This window comes from Actinoallomurus acaciae, assembly GCF_042429965.1.
GTDB classification, from domain to species: domain Bacteria; phylum Actinomycetota; class Actinomycetes; order Streptosporangiales; family Streptosporangiaceae; genus Actinoallomurus; species Actinoallomurus acaciae.
Genome location: NZ_JBHLZP010000168.1, coordinates 1 through 15,734, shown reverse-complemented (window position 1 = coordinate 15,734; position 15,734 = coordinate 1). Strand labels below are relative to the sequence as shown.

The window sequence follows — 15,734 nt, the reverse complement described above, 5'->3', positions numbered from 1 at the left end:
GTGGCGGTGGCGGTGGCGGTCGCGGTGGACGCGGCGGCGACCGTGGTGACCGCGGCGGCCGGCAGCAGCAGGCCGCGACGAGCGCGCCCGCCGAGCAGCAGGCGACTGAGACGGCTGCGCCGTCCAGCGCGGGTGAGGGGAGCTGAATTACCAATGCTGATCCCTCGCAGGGTCAAGCACCGCAAGCAGCACCACCCGAAGCGGCGGGGCATGGCCAAGGGCGGCACCAAGGTCGTCTTCGGTGAGTTCGGCATCCAGGCCGTCGAAGGCGCGTACGTGACCAACCGGCAGATCGAGGCCGCACGTATCGCCATGACCCGGCACATCAAGCGTGGCGGAAAGGTGTGGATCAACATCTACCCCGACCGTCCGCTGACCAAGAAGCCCGCCGAAACCCGCATGGGTTCCGGTAAGGGCTCGCCGGAGTGGTGGGTCGCCAACGTCAAGCCCGGACGAGTGATGTTCGAGCTCGCCGGTGTTCCGGAGCCGCTGGCTCGCGAGGCGCTGCGCCGCGCGATGCACAAGCTGCCCATGAAGTGCAAGTTCGTGAAGCGTGAAGTGGGTGAGGCGTGATGGCTCAGGGCCTTACCGCCGAGGATCTGCGGTCCCAGCCTGAGGCTGAGCTGGTCACCAAGCTGAAGGAGGCCAAGGAGGAGCTGTTCAACCTCCGCTTCCAGGCGGCGACGGGCCAGCTCGAGACCCACGGTCGGCTGCGCGAAGTGAAGCGGGAGATCGCCCGCATCTACACCGTGATGCGGGAGCGGGAGCTCGGCATCGTCGTGTTCGCCGAGGAGCCCGTGGAGGAGTCCACCGATGAGTGACGAGAAGACGCAGCAGACGCGGAGCTACCGCAAGATCCGCGAGGGTCTCGTGGTCAGTGACAAGATGGACAAGACCGTTGTGGTCGCCGTCGAGGACCGCGTGAAGCACGCCCTGTACGGCAAGATCATTCGCCGTACGACGAAGTACAAGGCGCACGACGAGTCCAACGCCTGTGGCGTCGGCGACCGGGTCCGGCTGATGGAGACCCGCCCGCTGTCGGCCACGAAGCGGTGGCGTGTCGTGGAGATCCTTGAGAAGGCCAAGTAAGGGGTTTCCGCCCCCGAGGTGGTCCCCGGTGAATGGCAGTCGCCGCCGAGCGACTGAAGGATCGAATCCGCCAGGCTCGAAAGAGAACCGGCGAGAACAACAGGAGTTGACGTGATCCAGCAGGAGTCGCGACTCAAGGTCGCCGACAACACGGGTGCGAAGGAGATTCTTTGCATCCGCGTTCTCGGTGGCTCGGGTCGGCGCTATGCGGGCATCGGCGACATCATCGTCGCGACCGTGAAGGACGCCCTTCCCGGTGCCGGCGTGAAGAAGGGTGATGTCGTTAAGGCCGTCGTCGTGCGCACCCGCAAGGAGCGCCGCCGTCCCGACGGCTCCTACATCCGCTTCGACGAGAACGCGGCTGTGCTCATCAGGGACGGCGGAGACCCGCGCGGTACGCGTATCTTCGGGCCGGTCGGCCGGGAGCTGCGCGACAAGAGGTTCATGCGCATCATCTCGCTCGCGCCGGAGGTGCTCTGATGAAGATCAAGAAGGGCGATGACGTCATCGTCATCGCCGGCAAGGACAAGGGTGCGACCGGCAAGGTCATCGCCGCCGACCCGAAGCGCGAGCGCGTGATCGTCGAGGGCGTCAACCTGGTTAAGCGTCACACCAAGGAGACCAACCAGGGACCGCGCGGCGCCAAGGACGGCGGGGTCGTCACCAAGGAGGCCTCGGTCCACGTCAGCAACGTGGCGCTGGTCGAGGACGGCAAGCCCACGCGCGTCGGTTACCGATTCGACGATGACGGCACGAAGGTTCGCATCTCGCGCCGTACCGGTAAGGACATCTGATGACCGCCGACACGACCACCCAGGAGACCGTGCAGCCGCGGCTCAAGCAGCGCTACCGCGAAGAGATCGCCAAGGCGATGCGTGAGGAGTTCGGCTACGCGAACGTCATGCAGATTCCCGGGTTGACCAAGATCAAGGTCAACATGGGCGTCGGTGACGCGGCCCGCGACTCGAAGGTCATCGAGGGCGCGGTGCGCGACCTGACGACCATCACCGGGCAGAAGCCGGCCGTGGCCCGCGCGAAGAAGTCGATCGCGCAGTTCAAGCTACGTGAGGGCATGCCGATCGGCGCTCACGTGACGCTCCGCGGTGACCGCATGTGGGAGTTCCTCGACCGGCTGCTGTCGCTGGCTCTGCCGCGCATCCGCGACTTCCGCGGCCTGTCGCCGAAGCACTTCGACGGCAACGGCAACTACACGTTCGGGCTCACCGAGCAGGTGATGTTCCACGAGATCGACCCGGACAAGGTCGACCGGCAGCGCGGTATGGACATCACGATCGTGACCACGGCCAAGACCGACGAGGAGGGCCGGGCGCTTCTGCGGCACCTGGGCTTCCCGTTCAAGGAGAACTGACAGATGGCGAAGAAGGCTCTGATCGCCAAGGCGAACCGGAAGCCCAAGCACTCGGTGCGCGCCTACACTCGGTGCTCGCGCTGTGGGCGTCCGCGCGCCGTCTTCCGCAAGTTCGGCCTGTGCCGGATCTGCTTCCGGGAGATGGCGCACCGCGGCGAGCTGCCCGGCATCACCAAGTCCAGCTGGTAAGCCAGACTGCATTTAAGACAACACGCGAGATAATGACCAACCGGGTGCCTGAGCAAGGCGCCCACGACCACGTCGAAGGTCCGCAAGCCGTGCTTATCGAACACGGGCGGAAACCGCGGCGAGGAGGGCCCAGTAGGCCATGACGATGACCGACCCGATCGCAGACATGTTGACACGTCTGCGGAACGCGAATTCGGCGTACCACGACACCGTGGCCATGCCGTACTCGAAGATCAAGGCGCACATCGCCGAGATCCTCCAGCAGGAGGGCTACATCTCGGGGTGGAGCGTCGAGGACGCCGAGGTCGGCAAGAAGCTGGTGGTCGACCTCAAGTTCGGCCCGAGCCGTGAGCGTTCGATCGCCGGGCTCAAGCGGGTTTCCAAGCCGGGCCTGCGGGTCTACGCGAAGAAGGACAACCTGCCGAAGGTCCTCGGTGGTCTCGGCGTCGCGATCATCTCGACGTCCTCGGGCCTGATGACCGACCGGCAGGCCGGCAAGAGCGGTGTGGGCGGGGAAGTCCTCGCCTACGTCTGGTAAGAGGGGAGGGAACACAGCATGTCGCGCATTGGACGTCTGCCCATCCCCGTCCCCAGCGGCGTCGACATCAAGGTCGACGGCCAGGACGTCACGGTCAAGGGCCCCAAGGGCGAACTCAAGCACAAGGTGGCCCGGCCGATCGAGGTCGTCCAGGAGGACGGTCAGATCAAGGTCGGTCGCCCCAGCGACGAGGGACCGATCCGTGCCCTGCACGGATTGACCCGGACGCTGATCCACAACATGGTCATCGGCGTGACCGAGGGCTACAGCAAGACGCTGGAGATCGTCGGCGTCGGTTACCGCGTTCAGGCCAAGGGCAGCAACCTCGAGTTCTCCCTCGGCTTCAGCCACCCGATCACGGTGGAGCCGCCGGCCGGCATCACCTTCCGTGTCGAGCGGCCGACCCAGTTCGTGGTCGAGGGCATCGACAAGCAGAAGGTCGGCGAGGTCGCCGCGAACATCCGCAAGTTGCGCAAGCCGGACCCGTACAAGGGCAAGGGCGTGCGCTACCAAGGCGAGCAGATCCGCCGCAAGGTCGGAAAGGCTGGTAAGTAGTCGTGCCTGTGAGCAAGACCCAGGTCCGCAAGCGGACCTCGGCGCGCGCGGCGTCCCGAGCCCGTCGGCACCTGCGCGTCCGGAAGAAGATCCAGGGCAGCGCCGAGCGGCCGCGGCTGGTCGTGACCAAGTCGGCGAAGCACATGTCCGCGCAGATCATCGACGACATCGCCGGTCACACGCTGGTGTCCGCGTCGACGCTCGACTCCACGCTCCGTACGAGCGAGGGCGACAAGACGGCCAAGGCGCGCAAGGTCGGCGAACTGCTGGCGGAGCGGGCCAAGGAGGCCGGCATCGGCGCCGTCGTCTTCGACCGCGCCGGGCACCGGTACCACGGTCGCATCGCGGCTCTGGCCGACGGTGCCCGCGAGGGTGGGCTGGAGCTCTGATGGCCCGCTCACTGCAACCGATGGACGAGAAGAGGAACCACTAATGGCAGCACCACGTCGTGGCGGCGGCGAGCGGCGCGACCGGCGTGATGATCGCCGGGGTGGCGCCGACAAGGGCCAGTCGTACATCGAGCGTGTCGTAGCGATCAATCGTGTCGCCAAGGTCGTCAAGGGCGGCCGGCGCTTCAGCTTCACCGCGCTGGTCGTGGTGGGCGACGGCAACGGCACGGTCGGTGTCGGCTACGGCAAGGCCAAGGAGGTGCCCGCGGCGATCGCCAAGGGTGTCGAAGAGGCCAAGAAGCACTTCTTCAAGGTGCCGCGGATCCAGGGCACCATCCCGCACACCAGCCAGGGTGAGGAGGCGGCGGGCGTCGTCCTGCTGAAGCCGGCCAGCCCCGGTACCGGTGTCATCGCGGGTGGTCCGGTCCGCGCGGTCCTGGAGTGCGCGGGCATTCACGACGTCCTGTCCAAGTCGCTGGGCTCGTCCAACGCCATCAACATCGTCCACGCGACGGTGGCGGCGCTGAAGCAGCTCAACCGGCCGGAGGAGATCGCGGCCAAGCGCGGCCTGCCGATCGAGGACGTCGCCCCCGCCGCCATGCTGAAGGCCCGTGCCGCCGGCACCGAGGCCCGGCAGGAGGCCGCGGCGTCATGAGTAACCTGAAGATCACGCAGGTCAAGTCGCAGATCGGTGGCAAGCAGTACCAGCGCGACACCCTGCGCACCCTCGGGCTCAAGCGGATCGGCCAGAGCGTCGTCCGTGAGGACCGCCCCGAGGTGCTCGGGATGATCCAGACCGTGCGCCACCTGGTCACGGTCGAGGAGGTTGACTGATCATGGGAGCCGAGACTCCGCTGCGGCCGCACCACCTGCGGCCCGCTCCGGGTGCTCACAAGGCCAAGACCCGTAAGGGCCGTGGCGAGGCGTCCAAGGGCAAGACCGCCGGGCGCGGCACCAAGGGCACCAAGGCCCGCAGCACGGTGCCGGCCGGGTTCGAGGGCGGCCAGATGCCCCTGATCCGCCGGGTGCCGAAGCTCAAGGGCTTCAAGAACCCGTTCCGCGTCGAATACCAGGTCGTCAACCTGGGTCGGCTCGCCGAGCTCTACCCTGAGGGTGGAGAGGTGACACCCGACGACCTGGCGGCCAAGGGCGCGGTTCGCGCGGGCCTTCCGGTAAAGATTCTCGGTACTGGTGACATCTCTGTAACGGTGCAGGTCAAGGCGCACGCCTTCTCTGGCTCCGCTAAGGAAAAGATCACAGGTGCCGGGGGCACTGCCGAAACACTGTGAGACCAAGCCCTTGTGGGAATCGCCCCCGCCGAGGCCTGGCGGGGGCGTCAGCCCATGCAAGGGCTGTTAGAGTGCGAGCGGCGGCTATGGCCGCCTACCATCGACCGGGGCCCATCCGCGGCCCTGTTTATGCCTCATGGCCGGAATTCGCGCAGGAGGAATGGTGCTAACCGCGTTCACTCGGGCGTTCCGAACACCCGACCTGCGCAAGAAGCTTCTCTTCACGCTCTTCATCATCGCCGTGTTCCGGCTGGGGTCCCAGCTGCCGGCGCCGGGCGTGAACACGGGCGCCGTCCATCGATGTGTCGATGTGGCGACCAAGGGTGCCAACGGCAATATTTACGGCCTGGTCAACCTCTTCAGCGGTGGCGCGCTGCTCAAGCTGTCGATCTTCGCGCTGGGCATCATGCCCTACATCACCGCGAGCATCATCCTGCAGCTGCTGACCGTGGTGATCCCGCGTCTGGAGACCCTCCGCAAGGAGGGACAGTCCGGCACCACGAAGATCACGCAGTACACGCGTTACCTGACGATCGGCCTGGCGGTCCTCCAGGGCACCGGCATCGTCGCGATGGCGAGCACCGGCAACCTGCTGCAGGGCTGCACCGAGGACCTGCTCTGGAACAAGGGCTGGTTCACCATCGTCACGATGGTCATCGTGATCACGGCGGGCACGTCGGTGATCATGTGGCTGGGCGAGCTGGTGACCGACAAGGGCATCGGCAACGGCATGTCGATCCTGATCTTCACCCAGGTCGTCGCGGTCTTCCCGAGCGAGTTCTGGAACATCTACAAGACCAAGCACGGCTTCGTCTTCGCGATCGTCATCCTGGTCGGTGTCGCGATCGTCGCGGGTGTGGTCTTCGTCGAGCAGGCCCAGCGCCGTATTCCGGTGCAGTACGCCAAGCGGATGGTCGGCCGCCGGATGTACGGCGGCACGTCGACCTACATTCCGCTCAAGGTCAACCAGGCTGGTGTCATCCCGGTCATCTTCGCCTCCTCGCTGCTGTACCTCCCGCAGCTCGTCGTGCAGATGTGGCACAGCTCCAACCCGGTGAGCACCTTCATCTCGAAGTACCTCGTCAAGGGTGATCACCCGATCTACATGGGGCTGTACTTCGTCCTGATCATCTTCTTCACGTACTTCTACGTCGCGATCACCTTCAACCCGACCGAGGTGGCCGACAACATGAAGAAGTACGGCGGGTTCATCCCCGGCATCCGTCCGGGCCGACCAACCGCCGAATACCTCGACTACGTGCTCACGCGCGTCACGGCGCCGGGCGCCCTCTACCTCGGGCTCATCTCTTTGATCCCGATGGTCGCGTTCGGTCTCATCGGCGCCAGCCAGAACTTCCCGTTCGGCGGCACGAGTATCCTGATCATGGTCGGTGTCGGGCTGGACACGGTCAAGCAGATCGAGAGCCAACTCCAGCAACGTAACTACGAGGGCTTCCTGCGGTAGTGCGCATCGTGCTCGTGGGTCCCCCCGGAGCGGGCAAGGGGACGCAGGCCCAATTCATCGCATCGCACCTGTCAATCCCGAAAATCTCGACAGGTGACATCTTTCGCGCGAACGTGAGCGGAAACACGCCCCTGGGCCGGAAGGCCAAGGAGTACATGGACCGGGGTGACCTCGTCCCGGACGAGGTCACCATCGCGATGGTGCGTGACCGGCTGGGCGAGGAGGACGCCCAGGAGGGCTTCCTGCTCGACGGCTTCCCGCGCAACGTTCCGCAGGCGGAGACGCTCAAGAAGATCCTGTCTGAGACCGATCGCAGGCTCGATCTCGTACTCGAGCTCGTGGTCGACGACGACGAGGTCGTCCGCCGGCTGTCGGGCCGCCGCACGTGCCGCAAGTGCGGGCGGATCTGGCACGTGGCCTTCGACCCCCCCACCAAGGACGGCGTCTGCGACGTCTGCGGCGGCGAGCTGTTCCAGCGCGACGACGACCGCGAGGAGACCATCCGGCACCGCCTGGAGGTCTACCAGGAACAGACGGCGCCTCTCGCGTCGTTCTACGCCGATGAGGGCATTCTGGTGGGTATCGACGCCACCGGGCCCGTCGAGGAGGTCACGGAGCGGGCCCTTGCCGCGCTCCGCCGCTTCGCCGCCTGAGCGCCTGTCAGGCCGTCCCGGGCGGCGGGTACGGACCCGCAGGCGTGGAGCCGTCCTCGTAGGCAACCCCCCCGGATCACGTGCGGAGCGAAGAGTGTGGAAGAAGCGTAAGCCGGCCATCCAGATCAAGTCGCGCGACGAGCTCGCGGTGATGCGGGAGGCCGGCCTCGTCGTCGGCCGCACGCTGCGCCGGCTCACCGAGGAGGTGCGCCCGGGGATCACCACGGCCGACCTCGACGCCATCGCCGAGGAGTCGATCCGCTCCGCGGGCGCGACGCCGTCGTTCAAGGGCTACCAGGGTTTCCCCGCCACCATCTGCACGTCGGTGAACGAGGAGATCGTCCACGGCATCCCCAGCCCGGACAAGGTCCTGCACGACGGCGACATCATCTCCATCGACTGCGGCGCCATCGTCGACGGCTGGCACGGCGACTCCGCCGTGACGGTGCCGGTCGGAGAGATCACGCCCGAGCTCCAGCGGCTCCTCGAGGTCTGCGAGGAGTCGATGTGGCGCGGCATCGGCGCGGGCCTGGTCGACGCCCGGCTGAGCGACATCGGCCACGCGGTCGAGACATATGTGCGCGATCAGGGCGACTATGGCATCGTCGAAGAGTACGTCGGCCACGGGATCGGTACGCAGATGCACATGGACCCGCCGGTACCCAACTACGGCGAGGCCGGGCACGGGCCCCGTCTGGAGTCCGGCATGTGCTTCGCGGTCGAGCCGATGGTCAACCTCGGGACGGCCGCGACCGTCCTGCTGGGCGACGACTGGACCGTGGTGACGGGCGACGGTGCCCGCTCGGCGCACTTCGAGCACACCTTCGCGGTCACCGAGGACGGTCCCTGGGTGCTCACCGCGCTCGACGGCGGTGCGTCCCACGGTTTCCTCGGCCGGGACGAGAGGATCAAGGATGGCGCTCAACCCTGAGATGCGGGCCTCCGACGCCGACCGCGACCGGGTCGCGGCGGCGCTCAGAGAGCACTGCGCTCAGGGGCGCATCGACGTCGAGGAGCTGAACGAGCGCCTCGAAGGCGTCTACTCCGCGAAGACTCTCGGCGACCTGGGGAAGGTCACCGAGGATCTGCCCGAAGAGGACCTGTACGAGCTTCCCGTGCCGTCGTGGCGGCAGTCGACACCGGCCCGTGGCATGGGCGGCGGCCTGGCCCGCCTGAATTTCCGGGCAGGCTGGGCCACCTACGCCGGCGTGAACCTCGTGTGCATCGTGATCTGGCTGCTCACGGCGGTGTCCTCGGGGGTCTGGTACCCCTGGTGGATCTGGGTGGCCGGGCCCTGGGGAGCGGTGATGCTCGCCGGACAGGCCTTCGGCGCCCGCGGCGATCGTCGTTGACCCCGGCTCCGGACGATCTCTCAGATCGGCCGGGGTGTCTCCGCCACCGGCCGGAAGTGGGTGACGGCGCTCATGCCGTCGACGAAGTGGAGCGCCAGGCCGGGCGGCGCGTCGGAGAGCGCGGGCCGGCCGCCGGGATCCACGTGCAGCTGCCGGTACGTGCTCGGGCAGGTCGTGGCGACCGTGCCGGCGAAGGCGCGCACCGAGCCCGCGTGCACGTGCCCGGCGATGACGCGGACGACCTGCGGATGGCGGGCGATCACGTCGCCGAGCCGCTCGGGCCGCGCGTGGCCCATGGCGTCGATCCAGTCGACGCCGATTCCGTACGGCGGGTGGTGCATCGCCACGACCGACGGCGTCTCGGGCTCCTCGGCGAGGGCGGCGTCCAGCCACTCCGGATCCGACAACGCGCCGTCGTCTCGGCCCGGGATGGTGGAGTCACAGCACAGCAGCCGGACGCCGGCCACGGTGACCGCGTAGTTCGCCGCCGGGACCGAGGGAAAGGCCGCCAGCAGCGCGGGGACGTCGTCATGGTTGCCGGGCAGCGGATGCGCCGGGATCGGCAGGCGGGCGAGCTCGTCGCGCAGGAGCGCGTACTCCTCGGGGCGGCCGTGGTCGGTCAGGTCGCCGGTGAGCACCACCGCGTCGGGTGGGGTGGCGAGGGCGAGCAGCGTGGTCAGGGCGGTGCGCAGCGAGCGTACGCGGGTGGGATCGTCGACGGTCAGATGGAGATCGCTGAGCTGTGCGAGGATCGTCATGGCTCCCCAGCCGACCACGAGAGCGCGGGGAATCACCATGGCCACTCGTATGTTGAGTTTTCGTGAGGAGTGGCCTGGCCACGCCGCCGACCGGCCGGTCTGGTGGTGAATCCGCGTCGATTTCACATTCTCGCGCCTGGTGACGTACACTTCTTTGTCGGTCCTGTGTCGGCTCATGTCCGCATGCTCTGCGTGCTAGGGGCGCCGCGAGGGCCGTTCTCCTGACGAACCGATCAGTGAAGCGCGGAGGACATGCCCAAAAAAGAAGGGGCCATCGAGATCGAAGGCACCGTCGTCGAGTCTCTCCCGAACGCCATGTTCCGGGTCGAGCTGGACAACGGGCACAAGGTTCTCGCTCACATCAGCGGGAAGATGCGGATGCACTACATCCGGATCCTTCCCGACGACCGTGTGGTCGTAGAACTGAGTCCATACGACCTCACCCGCGGCCGGATCGTCTACCGCTACAAGTAAGCAATACACACCCACTGGGGTTGCCTTCCCCGCGTCTGGCAGCGCGGGGGTGACCCTGTATTGAGGAGACCCAGTGAAGGTCAAGCCGAGCGTCAAGAAGATCTGCAGCAAGTGCCGCGTCATCCGCCGGCACGGCCGCGTCATGGTCATCTGCGACGACCCGCGCCACAAGCAGCGTCAGGGCTGAGTCGCGACCCCGACGAGCGAGCGGAGTGAGCGCCCGAAATCAGGAGGGCGCTCACGAAGCGAGCGAGGAGGGCGAGCGACCGGCGCCACGCCCGCACGACAACATCATCGTTCCGCGGCTCCCCACGAGGGGAGCGACCCCCGGTCGGAGGCCGGGGCCCCACCCGGGCAGGTGGGGGTGTGGAGCGCAGACCTCCGTGAAACAGAAGGGAACTGCCCGAGATGGCACGCCTCCTCGGCGTCGACCTCCCGCGCGAAAAGCGTCTCGAGGTCGCTCTTACCTACATCTTCGGTATCGGCCGCACCCGCGCGCTCGAGACCCTCAAGGAGACCGGCATCAGCGGTGACCGCCGGGTCCACGAGCTCGGTGACGACGAGCTGATTCAGCTCCGCGACTGGATCGAGGCGAACTACCGGATCGAGGGCGACCTGCGCCGCGAGATCCAGGCCGACATCCGTCGCAAGATCGAGATCGGGTGCTACCAGGGCATCCGCCACCGCCGCGGGCTGCCGGTCCACGGCCAGCGCACGCAGACCAACGCCCGCACGCGCAAGGGCAAGAAGAAGACCGTGGCCGGCAAGAAGAAGACCGGCAAGAAGTAGTCCGCCGCCCCGGCCGACGCGGTCGGGACGCTGGATCGACGACCTCCAGGAGACTTGAGAGCAGATGCCGCCTAAGAGCCGCACCGGCGCCAAGAAGGTGCGCCGCAAGGAAAAGAAGAACGTCGCTCATGGGCACGCCCACATCAAGAGCACGTTCAACAACACCATCGTCACGATCACGGACCCGATGGGCGCCGTGATCTCCTGGGCCAGCGCCGGCCACGTGGGCTTCAAGGGCTCGCGCAAGTCGACGCCGTTCGCCGCTCAGATGGCCGCCGAGGCCGCCGCGCGCCGCGCCATGGAGCACGGCATGCGCAAGGTCGACGTCTTCGTGAAGGGCCCGGGCTCGGGTCGCGAGACCGCGATCCGGTCGCTGCAGGCGACCGGCCTCGAGGTCGGTTCCATCCAGGACGTCACCCCGGTCCCGCACAACGGTTGCCGGCCGCCCAAGCGCCGCCGCGTCTGAGTTAGGAAAGAGAGAGATGGCTCGATACACCGGCGCGGACTGCAAGCTGTGCCGCCGCGAGAAGATGAAGCTGTTCCTCAAGGGCAGCAAGTGCGACGGGCCGAAGTGCCCGATCGAGATCCGGCCCTACCCGCCGGGTGAGCACGGCCGTGGCCGTCCCAAGGAGAGCGAGCACATGCTCCAGCTCCGGGAGAAGCAGAAGGCCCGTCGCATCTACGGGGTCCTCGAGGCCCAGTTCGTGAACTACTACAAGGAGGCGAACCGCCGTACGGGCAAGACGGGTGAGAACCTGCTGAGCCTGCTCGAGCGCCGCCTCGACAACGTGATCTACCGTGCCGGCTACGCCAAGAGCCGCGACATGGCCCGCCAGCTGGTGCGGCACGGCCACTTCACGGTCAACGGCAAGAAGGTCGACATCCCGTCGTACCGCGTCAGCGAGCGGGACATCATCGAGGTCAAGGGCAAGAGCCTCGAGCAGACCCCGTTCGTGGTCGCACGCGCCGAGGCCGGCGAGCGCCCGGTCCCGGCATGGCTCGAGGTCGCGCCCGAGAAGTTGCGCATCCTCGTGCACTCGCTCCCGGTCCGTCAGCACATCGACGCGCCGGTCCAGGAGCAGCTCATCGTCGAGTGGTACGCCAAGCGCTGACGTACGGCTCGGGCGGGCGTGCGCTCCTGTGGCGCACGCCCGCCGAACGCAAGGTCGCGGCAGTCAAATAGCGGGCGCCGCGGAAAGGATGTTCTGAAATGCTCATCGCACAGCGACCCACCCTCACCGAGGAGCAGGTCGACGAGTTCCGGTCGCGGTTCACCATCGAGCCGCTGGAGCCGGGCTTCGGCTACACCATCGGCAACTCGCTCCGCCGTACGCTCCTGTCCTCGATCCCCGGTGCCGCGGTCACCAGCATCCGCATCGAGGGCGTGCTGCACGAGTTCTCCACGATCCCGGGGGTCAAGGAGGATGTCACCGACATCATCTTGAACCTCAAGGAGCTCGTCGTCTCCTCCGAGCACGACGAGCCGGTCGTGATGTACCTCCGCAAGCAGGGTCCCGGTGACGTCACCGCCGCCGACATCGCGCCGCCGGCCGGTGTCGAGGTGCACAACCCCGAGCTGCACATCGCCACGCTGAACAACAAGGCGAAGCTGGAGATGGAGCTCACCGTCGAGCGTGGCCGAGGCTACGTCTCCGCGGCGCAGAACAAGCAGCCGGGCCAGGAGATCGGCCGGGTGCCGATCGACTCGATCTACTCGCCGGTCCTGAAGGTCACCTACAAGGTCGAGGCGACGCGTGTCGAGCAGCGCACCGACTTCGACCGGCTGATCGTCGACGTCGAGACCAAGCCCGCGATGCTGCCGCGCGACGCGGTGGCGAGCGCCGGCAAGACGCTCGTCGAGCTGTTCGGGCTGGCGCGCGAGCTCAACGTCGAGGCCGAGGGCATCGACATGGGCCCGTCCCCGACGGACGCCGCGCTCGCCGCCGACCTGGCGCTGCCGATCGAGGAGCTCAACCTCACGGTCCGGTCCTACAACTGCCTCAAGCGCGAAGGCATCCACACCGTGGGTGAGCTCGTGGCCCGCAGCGAGCAGGACCTGCTCGATATAAGGAATTTCGGCGCCAAGTCGATCGAAGAGGTCAAGCAGAAGCTCAACGACATGGGCCTCACCCTGAAGGACTCCCCGCCCGGGTTCGACCCGACCGCGGCGGCGGACGCCTACGGCGACGAGGACCAGAGCTACGCCGAGACCGAGCAGTACTGAGCGCGACCAGGTAGTACAAGTGCATGATGTGGGCGGTCCGTCCGGGCCGCCCACACCGCAATACGCAGCGGGAAGAACGATCCCGTTGGACCGACGCCGGTACCTCGCACGGCCGGCGCGGGTTGAAAAGGAGAGAAGTACTCATGCCCCAGCCCACCAAGGGCCCTCGTCTCGGCGGCAGCCCGGCGCACCAGCGGCTGATCCTGGCGAACCTCGCCACCGCGCTGTTCGAGCACGGCCGCATCACGACGACCGAGGCCAAGGCCCGGCGGTTGCGGCCGCTGGCGGAGAAGCTCATCACCAAGGCCAAGCGCGGTGACCTCGCCGCGCGGCGCCAGGTCCTCACCGTCGTGCGGGACAAGAGCGTCGTCCACACGCTGTTCACCGAGATCGGCCCGCGTTTTGAGAACCGCCCCGGCGGTTACACGCGGATCACCAAGCTCGGCCCGCGCAAGGGCGACAGCGCCCCGATGGCCCTGATCGAGCTGGTCGACGAGCCGATCGCGGCCGTCACCACCACGCGTCCGGCGCAGGCAGCCCCGGTCACCGAGACCGAGGAGCCGGCCGCCGAGGCCGAGACCCCGGCCGAGGAGCCGGCCGCCGCCGAGGCCGAGGCCGAGGAGACGCAGGACGACGCTTCGGCCGAGGTAGCAGACGAGGCCGAGGACAAGAAGTAACTCACGCTTGGTCACGAGCCCGCCGCGCCCTACGGGACGGCGGGCTCGATCTTTGGGAGAGTTGTGGAATGGCCAGGACACGGAGAGCATGGATACGGGGTCACCGCCGAGCGATGGGGCCCGAAGGGCAACCGACATGGACCAACGGCCGCCCGAGCCATCTCCTGATGCCATGACCGCTCTCGTACGACTCCGGCTCGACATCGGTTACGACGGGTCGGACTTCGCGGGCTGGGCCCGCCAGCCCAACCAGCGGACGGTTCAGGGTGTCATCGAAGAGGCCTTGGGACGCGTGCTCCGCCTGGACCCGCCACCGGTGCTGACCGTGGCGGGCCGCACGGACGCGGGCGTGCACGCCCGCGGCCAGGTGGCGCACGTCGTCGTCCCGGTCGCGGCGTACCACCCGGTCACCGGGACCCTGCCGCGCCGCCTCGCGGGCGTGCTGCCGGCCGACATCCGGATCTGGCGCATCGGCCAGGCGCCGGAGGGCTTCGACGCGCGGTTCTCGGCGCTGTCGCGGCGCTACGCCTACCGGGTGTGCGACAACCCGATCGGCGTCGATCCGATGCGTCGGCACGAGGTGCTGTGGCACCCGCGGCCGCTCGACCTCGACCGGATGAACGCCGCGGCGGCGCTGCTGCTCGGCGAGAACGACTTCGCGGCGTACTGCCGGCGCCGTGAGGGCGCCACGACCATCCGGCGGCTGCTGCGCTGCGACTGGGCTCGCGAGGCCGGCAACATCGCCGTCGGGACCATCGAGGCGGACGCGTTCTGCCACTCGATGGTGCGGGCGCTGGTCGGCGCGCTGATCTCGGTCGGCGACAGCCGCCGTTCCATCGAGTGGCCGGCCGAGGTGCTCGCCGGCGGACAGCGCGACTCGGCCGTGCAGGTGCTCCCGCCGTACGGGCTGTCGCTCGAAGAGGTCACCTATCCGGACGCCGCGCACCTGGCCGACCGCGCCCAGGAGACGCGCCGCATCCGGGTCCTCGGCGGGATCACCCCCGAGGAACGCCACGCCAGCTAGGGCCTGCATCCCAGGCCCACGGTCGGGCGGGCCTGGGAGAGTGCCGGGCGGTCAGTGCTTGTCCTCGCGCCGTTCGATGGGGCGTGCGGTCGAGTCGCGGAACGCGGTGCCGACCTTCTTCAGCGTGTCGTCGTCGGCGGCCGGCTTGTGGCCGTCGACGTACGTCGCGTAGGCGTAGCTGATGTAGCGCCCCCGCACCGTGCTCGCGGCGAAGCCGCCCGCATGGTCGATCTTCGGGGCGCCGGTGGCCTTCATGCCGCGGAACCACTCGTAGTGGGCCGGGTCCTGGACCTTCAGGACGGCCTTGGCCGCGGCGTCCGTGGGCATCACCGCGATGCCGGTCGTCACGGCGACCTTCTTGTCCGACGAGACGAACGTCGCGCGGACGACCCGGCGGCAGTGCTGGCGGGTCAGCTCCGTGGCGAACGGCCCGTTGGCGGCCAGGGAGCAGTGGTCGTTGATGACCGCCTTGGCCCGGGTGAACTTCTGGCTCGCCAGTGTCAGCGTCGTGGAGGGGAAGACCTCGCCGACGGTCAGCGGCTTGGGGTCCTTCTTCTCGTCGCGGATGTCGACCGGCACGTGCTTGGGCTTGGGCTTGCGCTTGGGCTTCGACGGGGTCGGCGTGGGTGTCGGCCGTACCTGTGTCGGGGCGGGCGGCGGCTGGGACTCGGCGACCTTGTGCTCCTTCGCCGTGCCGCCGGAGAGCTGCGTGACGGCCAGCGCGCCGCCACCCCCGAGTACGAGGGCGGCCACGAGCCCACCGGCCACCAGCAGCGCTCTGCGGGCCCCTGAGGCACCTCCGCCGTGAGGCGGGTGCCCGCCGGGCGGGCCGGGGAACGACGCACCGGAGCCGAGCCTGGGGATCGGGCCGGTCGTGGTCGCCTGCGGGTCGTGCGGCGG

Annotated in this window: 27 protein-coding genes; 25 read left to right on the top strand and 2 right to left on the bottom strand. The window is 68.1% G+C overall.

The window, feature by feature from the left end:
* The first annotated feature begins 153 nt into the window (after nucleotides 1–153).
* The 17 genes from rplP (at nucleotide 154) to ACFFNX_RS22355 (ending at nucleotide 8,888) form a co-directional block, all read left to right on the top strand.
* Nucleotides 154–573 carry a 50S ribosomal protein L16 gene (gene rplP / locus ACFFNX_RS22435; protein WP_329250657.1) on the top strand — a complete coding sequence of 140 codons (420 nt, stop codon included), beginning with the start codon at nucleotides 154–156 and terminating at the stop codon, nucleotides 571–573.
* Entirely contained in the window at nucleotides 573–821 is a 249-nt protein-coding gene (gene rpmC / locus ACFFNX_RS22430) for a 50S ribosomal protein L29 (RefSeq protein ID WP_285582688.1), read from the top strand. The genes rplP and rpmC overlap by 1 nt, the downstream gene beginning before the upstream one ends.
* On the top strand, nucleotides 814–1,089 hold the full coding sequence (rpsQ, locus tag ACFFNX_RS22425; RefSeq protein WP_285582686.1) for a 30S ribosomal protein S17: 276 nt from the start codon (nucleotides 814–816) through the stop codon (nucleotides 1,087–1,089). The genes rpmC and rpsQ overlap by 8 nt, the downstream gene beginning before the upstream one ends.
* Before the next feature lie 111 nt (nucleotides 1,090–1,200).
* The gene (rplN, locus tag ACFFNX_RS22420) at nucleotides 1,201–1,569 is read left to right on the top strand and encodes a 50S ribosomal protein L14 (protein WP_141956740.1); all 369 of its coding nucleotides are present in this window, start codon (nucleotides 1,201–1,203) and stop codon (nucleotides 1,567–1,569) included.
* Nucleotides 1,569–1,883 (top strand): 50S ribosomal protein L24, encoded by a 315-nt coding sequence (gene rplX / locus ACFFNX_RS22415; protein WP_378205493.1) that lies wholly within the window; start codon nucleotides 1,569–1,571, stop codon nucleotides 1,881–1,883. Before rplN ends, rplX begins: the two co-directional genes overlap by 1 nt.
* Complete coding sequence (gene rplE / locus ACFFNX_RS22410; RefSeq protein ID WP_378205490.1) at nucleotides 1,883–2,458, top strand: 50S ribosomal protein L5; 576 nt, start codon at nucleotides 1,883–1,885, stop codon at nucleotides 2,456–2,458. The genes rplX and rplE overlap by 1 nt, the downstream gene beginning before the upstream one ends.
* A 3-nt stretch (nucleotides 2,459–2,461) precedes the next feature.
* Nucleotides 2,462–2,647 carry a type Z 30S ribosomal protein S14 gene (locus tag ACFFNX_RS22405; RefSeq protein ID WP_285582680.1) on the top strand — a complete coding sequence of 62 codons (186 nt, stop codon included), beginning with the start codon at nucleotides 2,462–2,464 and terminating at the stop codon, nucleotides 2,645–2,647.
* A gap of 139 nt (nucleotides 2,648–2,786) precedes the next feature.
* Entirely contained in the window at nucleotides 2,787–3,185 is a 399-nt protein-coding gene (rpsH, locus tag ACFFNX_RS22400; RefSeq protein ID WP_285582679.1) for a 30S ribosomal protein S8, read from the top strand.
* Between the two features lie 18 nt (nucleotides 3,186–3,203).
* Nucleotides 3,204–3,740 carry a 50S ribosomal protein L6 gene (rplF, locus tag ACFFNX_RS22395; RefSeq protein ID WP_378205484.1) on the top strand — a complete coding sequence of 179 codons (537 nt, stop codon included), beginning with the start codon at nucleotides 3,204–3,206 and terminating at the stop codon, nucleotides 3,738–3,740.
* A gap of 8 nt (nucleotides 3,741–3,748) precedes the next feature.
* Entirely contained in the window at nucleotides 3,749–4,129 is a 381-nt protein-coding gene (gene rplR / locus ACFFNX_RS22390; RefSeq protein ID WP_378205481.1) for a 50S ribosomal protein L18, read from the top strand.
* A gap of 43 nt (nucleotides 4,130–4,172) precedes the next feature.
* Complete coding sequence (rpsE, locus tag ACFFNX_RS22385) at nucleotides 4,173–4,784, top strand: 30S ribosomal protein S5 (protein WP_378205478.1); 612 nt, start codon at nucleotides 4,173–4,175, stop codon at nucleotides 4,782–4,784.
* The gene (gene rpmD, locus ACFFNX_RS22380; protein WP_378205475.1) at nucleotides 4,781–4,963 is read left to right on the top strand and encodes a 50S ribosomal protein L30; all 183 of its coding nucleotides are present in this window, start codon (nucleotides 4,781–4,783) and stop codon (nucleotides 4,961–4,963) included. Before rpsE ends, rpmD begins: the two co-directional genes overlap by 4 nt.
* 2 nt (nucleotides 4,964–4,965) lie before the next feature.
* Nucleotides 4,966–5,418 (top strand): 50S ribosomal protein L15, encoded by a 453-nt coding sequence (rplO, locus tag ACFFNX_RS22375; protein WP_378205471.1) that lies wholly within the window; start codon nucleotides 4,966–4,968, stop codon nucleotides 5,416–5,418.
* A gap of 163 nt (nucleotides 5,419–5,581) precedes the next feature.
* Complete coding sequence (gene secY / locus ACFFNX_RS22370) at nucleotides 5,582–6,883, top strand: preprotein translocase subunit SecY (RefSeq protein ID WP_378205500.1); 1,302 nt, start codon at nucleotides 5,582–5,584, stop codon at nucleotides 6,881–6,883.
* Complete coding sequence (locus tag ACFFNX_RS22365) at nucleotides 6,883–7,536, top strand: adenylate kinase (RefSeq protein ID WP_329250677.1); 654 nt, start codon at nucleotides 6,883–6,885, stop codon at nucleotides 7,534–7,536. The genes secY and ACFFNX_RS22365 overlap by 1 nt, the downstream gene beginning before the upstream one ends.
* Before the next feature lie 94 nt (nucleotides 7,537–7,630).
* Nucleotides 7,631–8,467 (top strand): type I methionyl aminopeptidase, encoded by an 837-nt coding sequence (map, locus tag ACFFNX_RS22360; protein ID WP_378205466.1) that lies wholly within the window; start codon nucleotides 7,631–7,633, stop codon nucleotides 8,465–8,467.
* The gene (locus ACFFNX_RS22355) at nucleotides 8,451–8,888 is read left to right on the top strand and encodes a DUF1707 SHOCT-like domain-containing protein (protein WP_378205463.1); all 438 of its coding nucleotides are present in this window, start codon (nucleotides 8,451–8,453) and stop codon (nucleotides 8,886–8,888) included. Before map ends, ACFFNX_RS22355 begins: the two co-directional genes overlap by 17 nt.
* A 20-nt stretch (nucleotides 8,889–8,908) precedes the next feature.
* Here ACFFNX_RS22355 and ACFFNX_RS22350 read toward each other — a convergent pair whose 3' ends face one another.
* Complete coding sequence (locus ACFFNX_RS22350; RefSeq protein WP_378205460.1) at nucleotides 8,909–9,685, bottom strand: metallophosphoesterase; 777 nt, start codon at nucleotides 9,683–9,685, stop codon at nucleotides 8,909–8,911.
* 213 nt (nucleotides 9,686–9,898) lie between these two features.
* Between ACFFNX_RS22350 and infA the strand changes: the two genes are divergently transcribed.
* The 8 genes from infA to truA all read left to right on the top strand — a co-directional run bounded on the left by infA (nucleotide 9,899) and on the right by truA (nucleotide 14,834).
* Nucleotides 9,899–10,120 carry a translation initiation factor IF-1 gene (infA, locus tag ACFFNX_RS22345; protein ID WP_067912209.1) on the top strand — a complete coding sequence of 74 codons (222 nt, stop codon included), beginning with the start codon at nucleotides 9,899–9,901 and terminating at the stop codon, nucleotides 10,118–10,120.
* A gap of 73 nt (nucleotides 10,121–10,193) precedes the next feature.
* Nucleotides 10,194–10,307: a 50S ribosomal protein L36 gene (rpmJ, locus tag ACFFNX_RS22340; RefSeq protein ID WP_141956754.1), complete on the top strand. Its 114-nt coding sequence runs from the start codon at nucleotides 10,194–10,196 to the stop codon at nucleotides 10,305–10,307.
* A gap of 221 nt (nucleotides 10,308–10,528) precedes the next feature.
* A complete protein-coding gene (rpsM, locus tag ACFFNX_RS22335; RefSeq protein ID WP_252840844.1) occupies nucleotides 10,529–10,909 on the top strand; it encodes a 30S ribosomal protein S13 in 381 nt (126 codons plus the stop codon).
* 64 nt (nucleotides 10,910–10,973) lie between these two features.
* Nucleotides 10,974–11,375: a 30S ribosomal protein S11 gene (rpsK, locus tag ACFFNX_RS22330; RefSeq protein WP_285582658.1), complete on the top strand. Its 402-nt coding sequence runs from the start codon at nucleotides 10,974–10,976 to the stop codon at nucleotides 11,373–11,375.
* A 16-nt stretch (nucleotides 11,376–11,391) separates the two neighbouring features.
* Nucleotides 11,392–12,021 carry a 30S ribosomal protein S4 gene (rpsD, locus tag ACFFNX_RS22325; protein WP_378205454.1) on the top strand — a complete coding sequence of 210 codons (630 nt, stop codon included), beginning with the start codon at nucleotides 11,392–11,394 and terminating at the stop codon, nucleotides 12,019–12,021.
* A 98-nt stretch (nucleotides 12,022–12,119) separates the two neighbouring features.
* Nucleotides 12,120–13,133 (top strand): DNA-directed RNA polymerase subunit alpha, encoded by a 1,014-nt coding sequence (locus ACFFNX_RS22320; protein ID WP_285582656.1) that lies wholly within the window; start codon nucleotides 12,120–12,122, stop codon nucleotides 13,131–13,133.
* Between the two features lie 143 nt (nucleotides 13,134–13,276).
* Nucleotides 13,277–13,810, top strand: coding sequence for a 50S ribosomal protein L17 (rplQ, locus tag ACFFNX_RS22315; protein WP_378205449.1), 534 nt, complete (start codon nucleotides 13,277–13,279; stop codon nucleotides 13,808–13,810).
* 172 nt (nucleotides 13,811–13,982) lie between these two features.
* Nucleotides 13,983–14,834 (top strand): tRNA pseudouridine(38-40) synthase TruA, encoded by an 852-nt coding sequence (truA, locus tag ACFFNX_RS22310; RefSeq protein WP_378205447.1) that lies wholly within the window; start codon nucleotides 13,983–13,985, stop codon nucleotides 14,832–14,834.
* A 51-nt stretch (nucleotides 14,835–14,885) separates the two neighbouring features.
* Here the strand turns inward: truA and ACFFNX_RS22305 are convergent.
* Nucleotides 14,886–15,734 (bottom strand): hypothetical protein (locus ACFFNX_RS22305; RefSeq protein WP_378205444.1); only part of this gene is annotated, 849 nt, incomplete at its 5' end.

Bases quoted from the DNA above. Each gene is read 5' to 3' on its own strand.
- ACFFNX_RS22355 (WP_378205463.1), top strand. From the start codon at position 8,451: ATGGCGCTCAACCCTGAGATGCGGGCCTCCGACGCCGACCGCGACCGG.
- ACFFNX_RS22350 (WP_378205460.1), bottom strand. From the start codon at position 9,685: ATGGTGATTCCCCGCGCTCTCGTGGTCGGCTGGGGAGCCATGACGATC.
- rplE (WP_378205490.1), top strand. From the start codon at position 1,883: ATGACCGCCGACACGACCACCCAGGAGACCGTGCAGCCGCGGCTCAAG.
- infA (WP_067912209.1), top strand. From the start codon at position 9,899: ATGCCCAAAAAAGAAGGGGCCATCGAGATCGAAGGCACCGTCGTCGAG.
- rplO (WP_378205471.1), top strand. From the start codon at position 4,966: ATGGGAGCCGAGACTCCGCTGCGGCCGCACCACCTGCGGCCCGCTCCG.
- rplQ (WP_378205449.1), top strand. From the start codon at position 13,277: ATGCCCCAGCCCACCAAGGGCCCTCGTCTCGGCGGCAGCCCGGCGCAC.
- rplP (WP_329250657.1), top strand. From the start codon at position 154: ATGCTGATCCCTCGCAGGGTCAAGCACCGCAAGCAGCACCACCCGAAG.
- rpsE (WP_378205478.1), top strand. From the start codon at position 4,173: ATGGCAGCACCACGTCGTGGCGGCGGCGAGCGGCGCGACCGGCGTGAT.
- rplX (WP_378205493.1), top strand. From the start codon at position 1,569: ATGAAGATCAAGAAGGGCGATGACGTCATCGTCATCGCCGGCAAGGAC.
- truA (WP_378205447.1), top strand. From the start codon at position 13,983: ATGACCGCTCTCGTACGACTCCGGCTCGACATCGGTTACGACGGGTCG.
- rpmC (WP_285582688.1), top strand. From the start codon at position 573: ATGGCTCAGGGCCTTACCGCCGAGGATCTGCGGTCCCAGCCTGAGGCT.
- rpmD (WP_378205475.1), top strand. From the start codon at position 4,781: ATGAGTAACCTGAAGATCACGCAGGTCAAGTCGCAGATCGGTGGCAAG.
- rpsM (WP_252840844.1), top strand. From the start codon at position 10,529: ATGGCACGCCTCCTCGGCGTCGACCTCCCGCGCGAAAAGCGTCTCGAG.
- ACFFNX_RS22405 (WP_285582680.1), top strand. From the start codon at position 2,462: ATGGCGAAGAAGGCTCTGATCGCCAAGGCGAACCGGAAGCCCAAGCAC.
- ACFFNX_RS22320 (WP_285582656.1), top strand. From the start codon at position 12,120: ATGCTCATCGCACAGCGACCCACCCTCACCGAGGAGCAGGTCGACGAG.
- rpsH (WP_285582679.1), top strand. From the start codon at position 2,787: ATGACGATGACCGACCCGATCGCAGACATGTTGACACGTCTGCGGAAC.
- rplF (WP_378205484.1), top strand. From the start codon at position 3,204: ATGTCGCGCATTGGACGTCTGCCCATCCCCGTCCCCAGCGGCGTCGAC.
- rpsD (WP_378205454.1), top strand. From the start codon at position 11,392: ATGGCTCGATACACCGGCGCGGACTGCAAGCTGTGCCGCCGCGAGAAG.
- rpsQ (WP_285582686.1), top strand. From the start codon at position 814: ATGAGTGACGAGAAGACGCAGCAGACGCGGAGCTACCGCAAGATCCGC.
- rpsK (WP_285582658.1), top strand. From the start codon at position 10,974: ATGCCGCCTAAGAGCCGCACCGGCGCCAAGAAGGTGCGCCGCAAGGAA.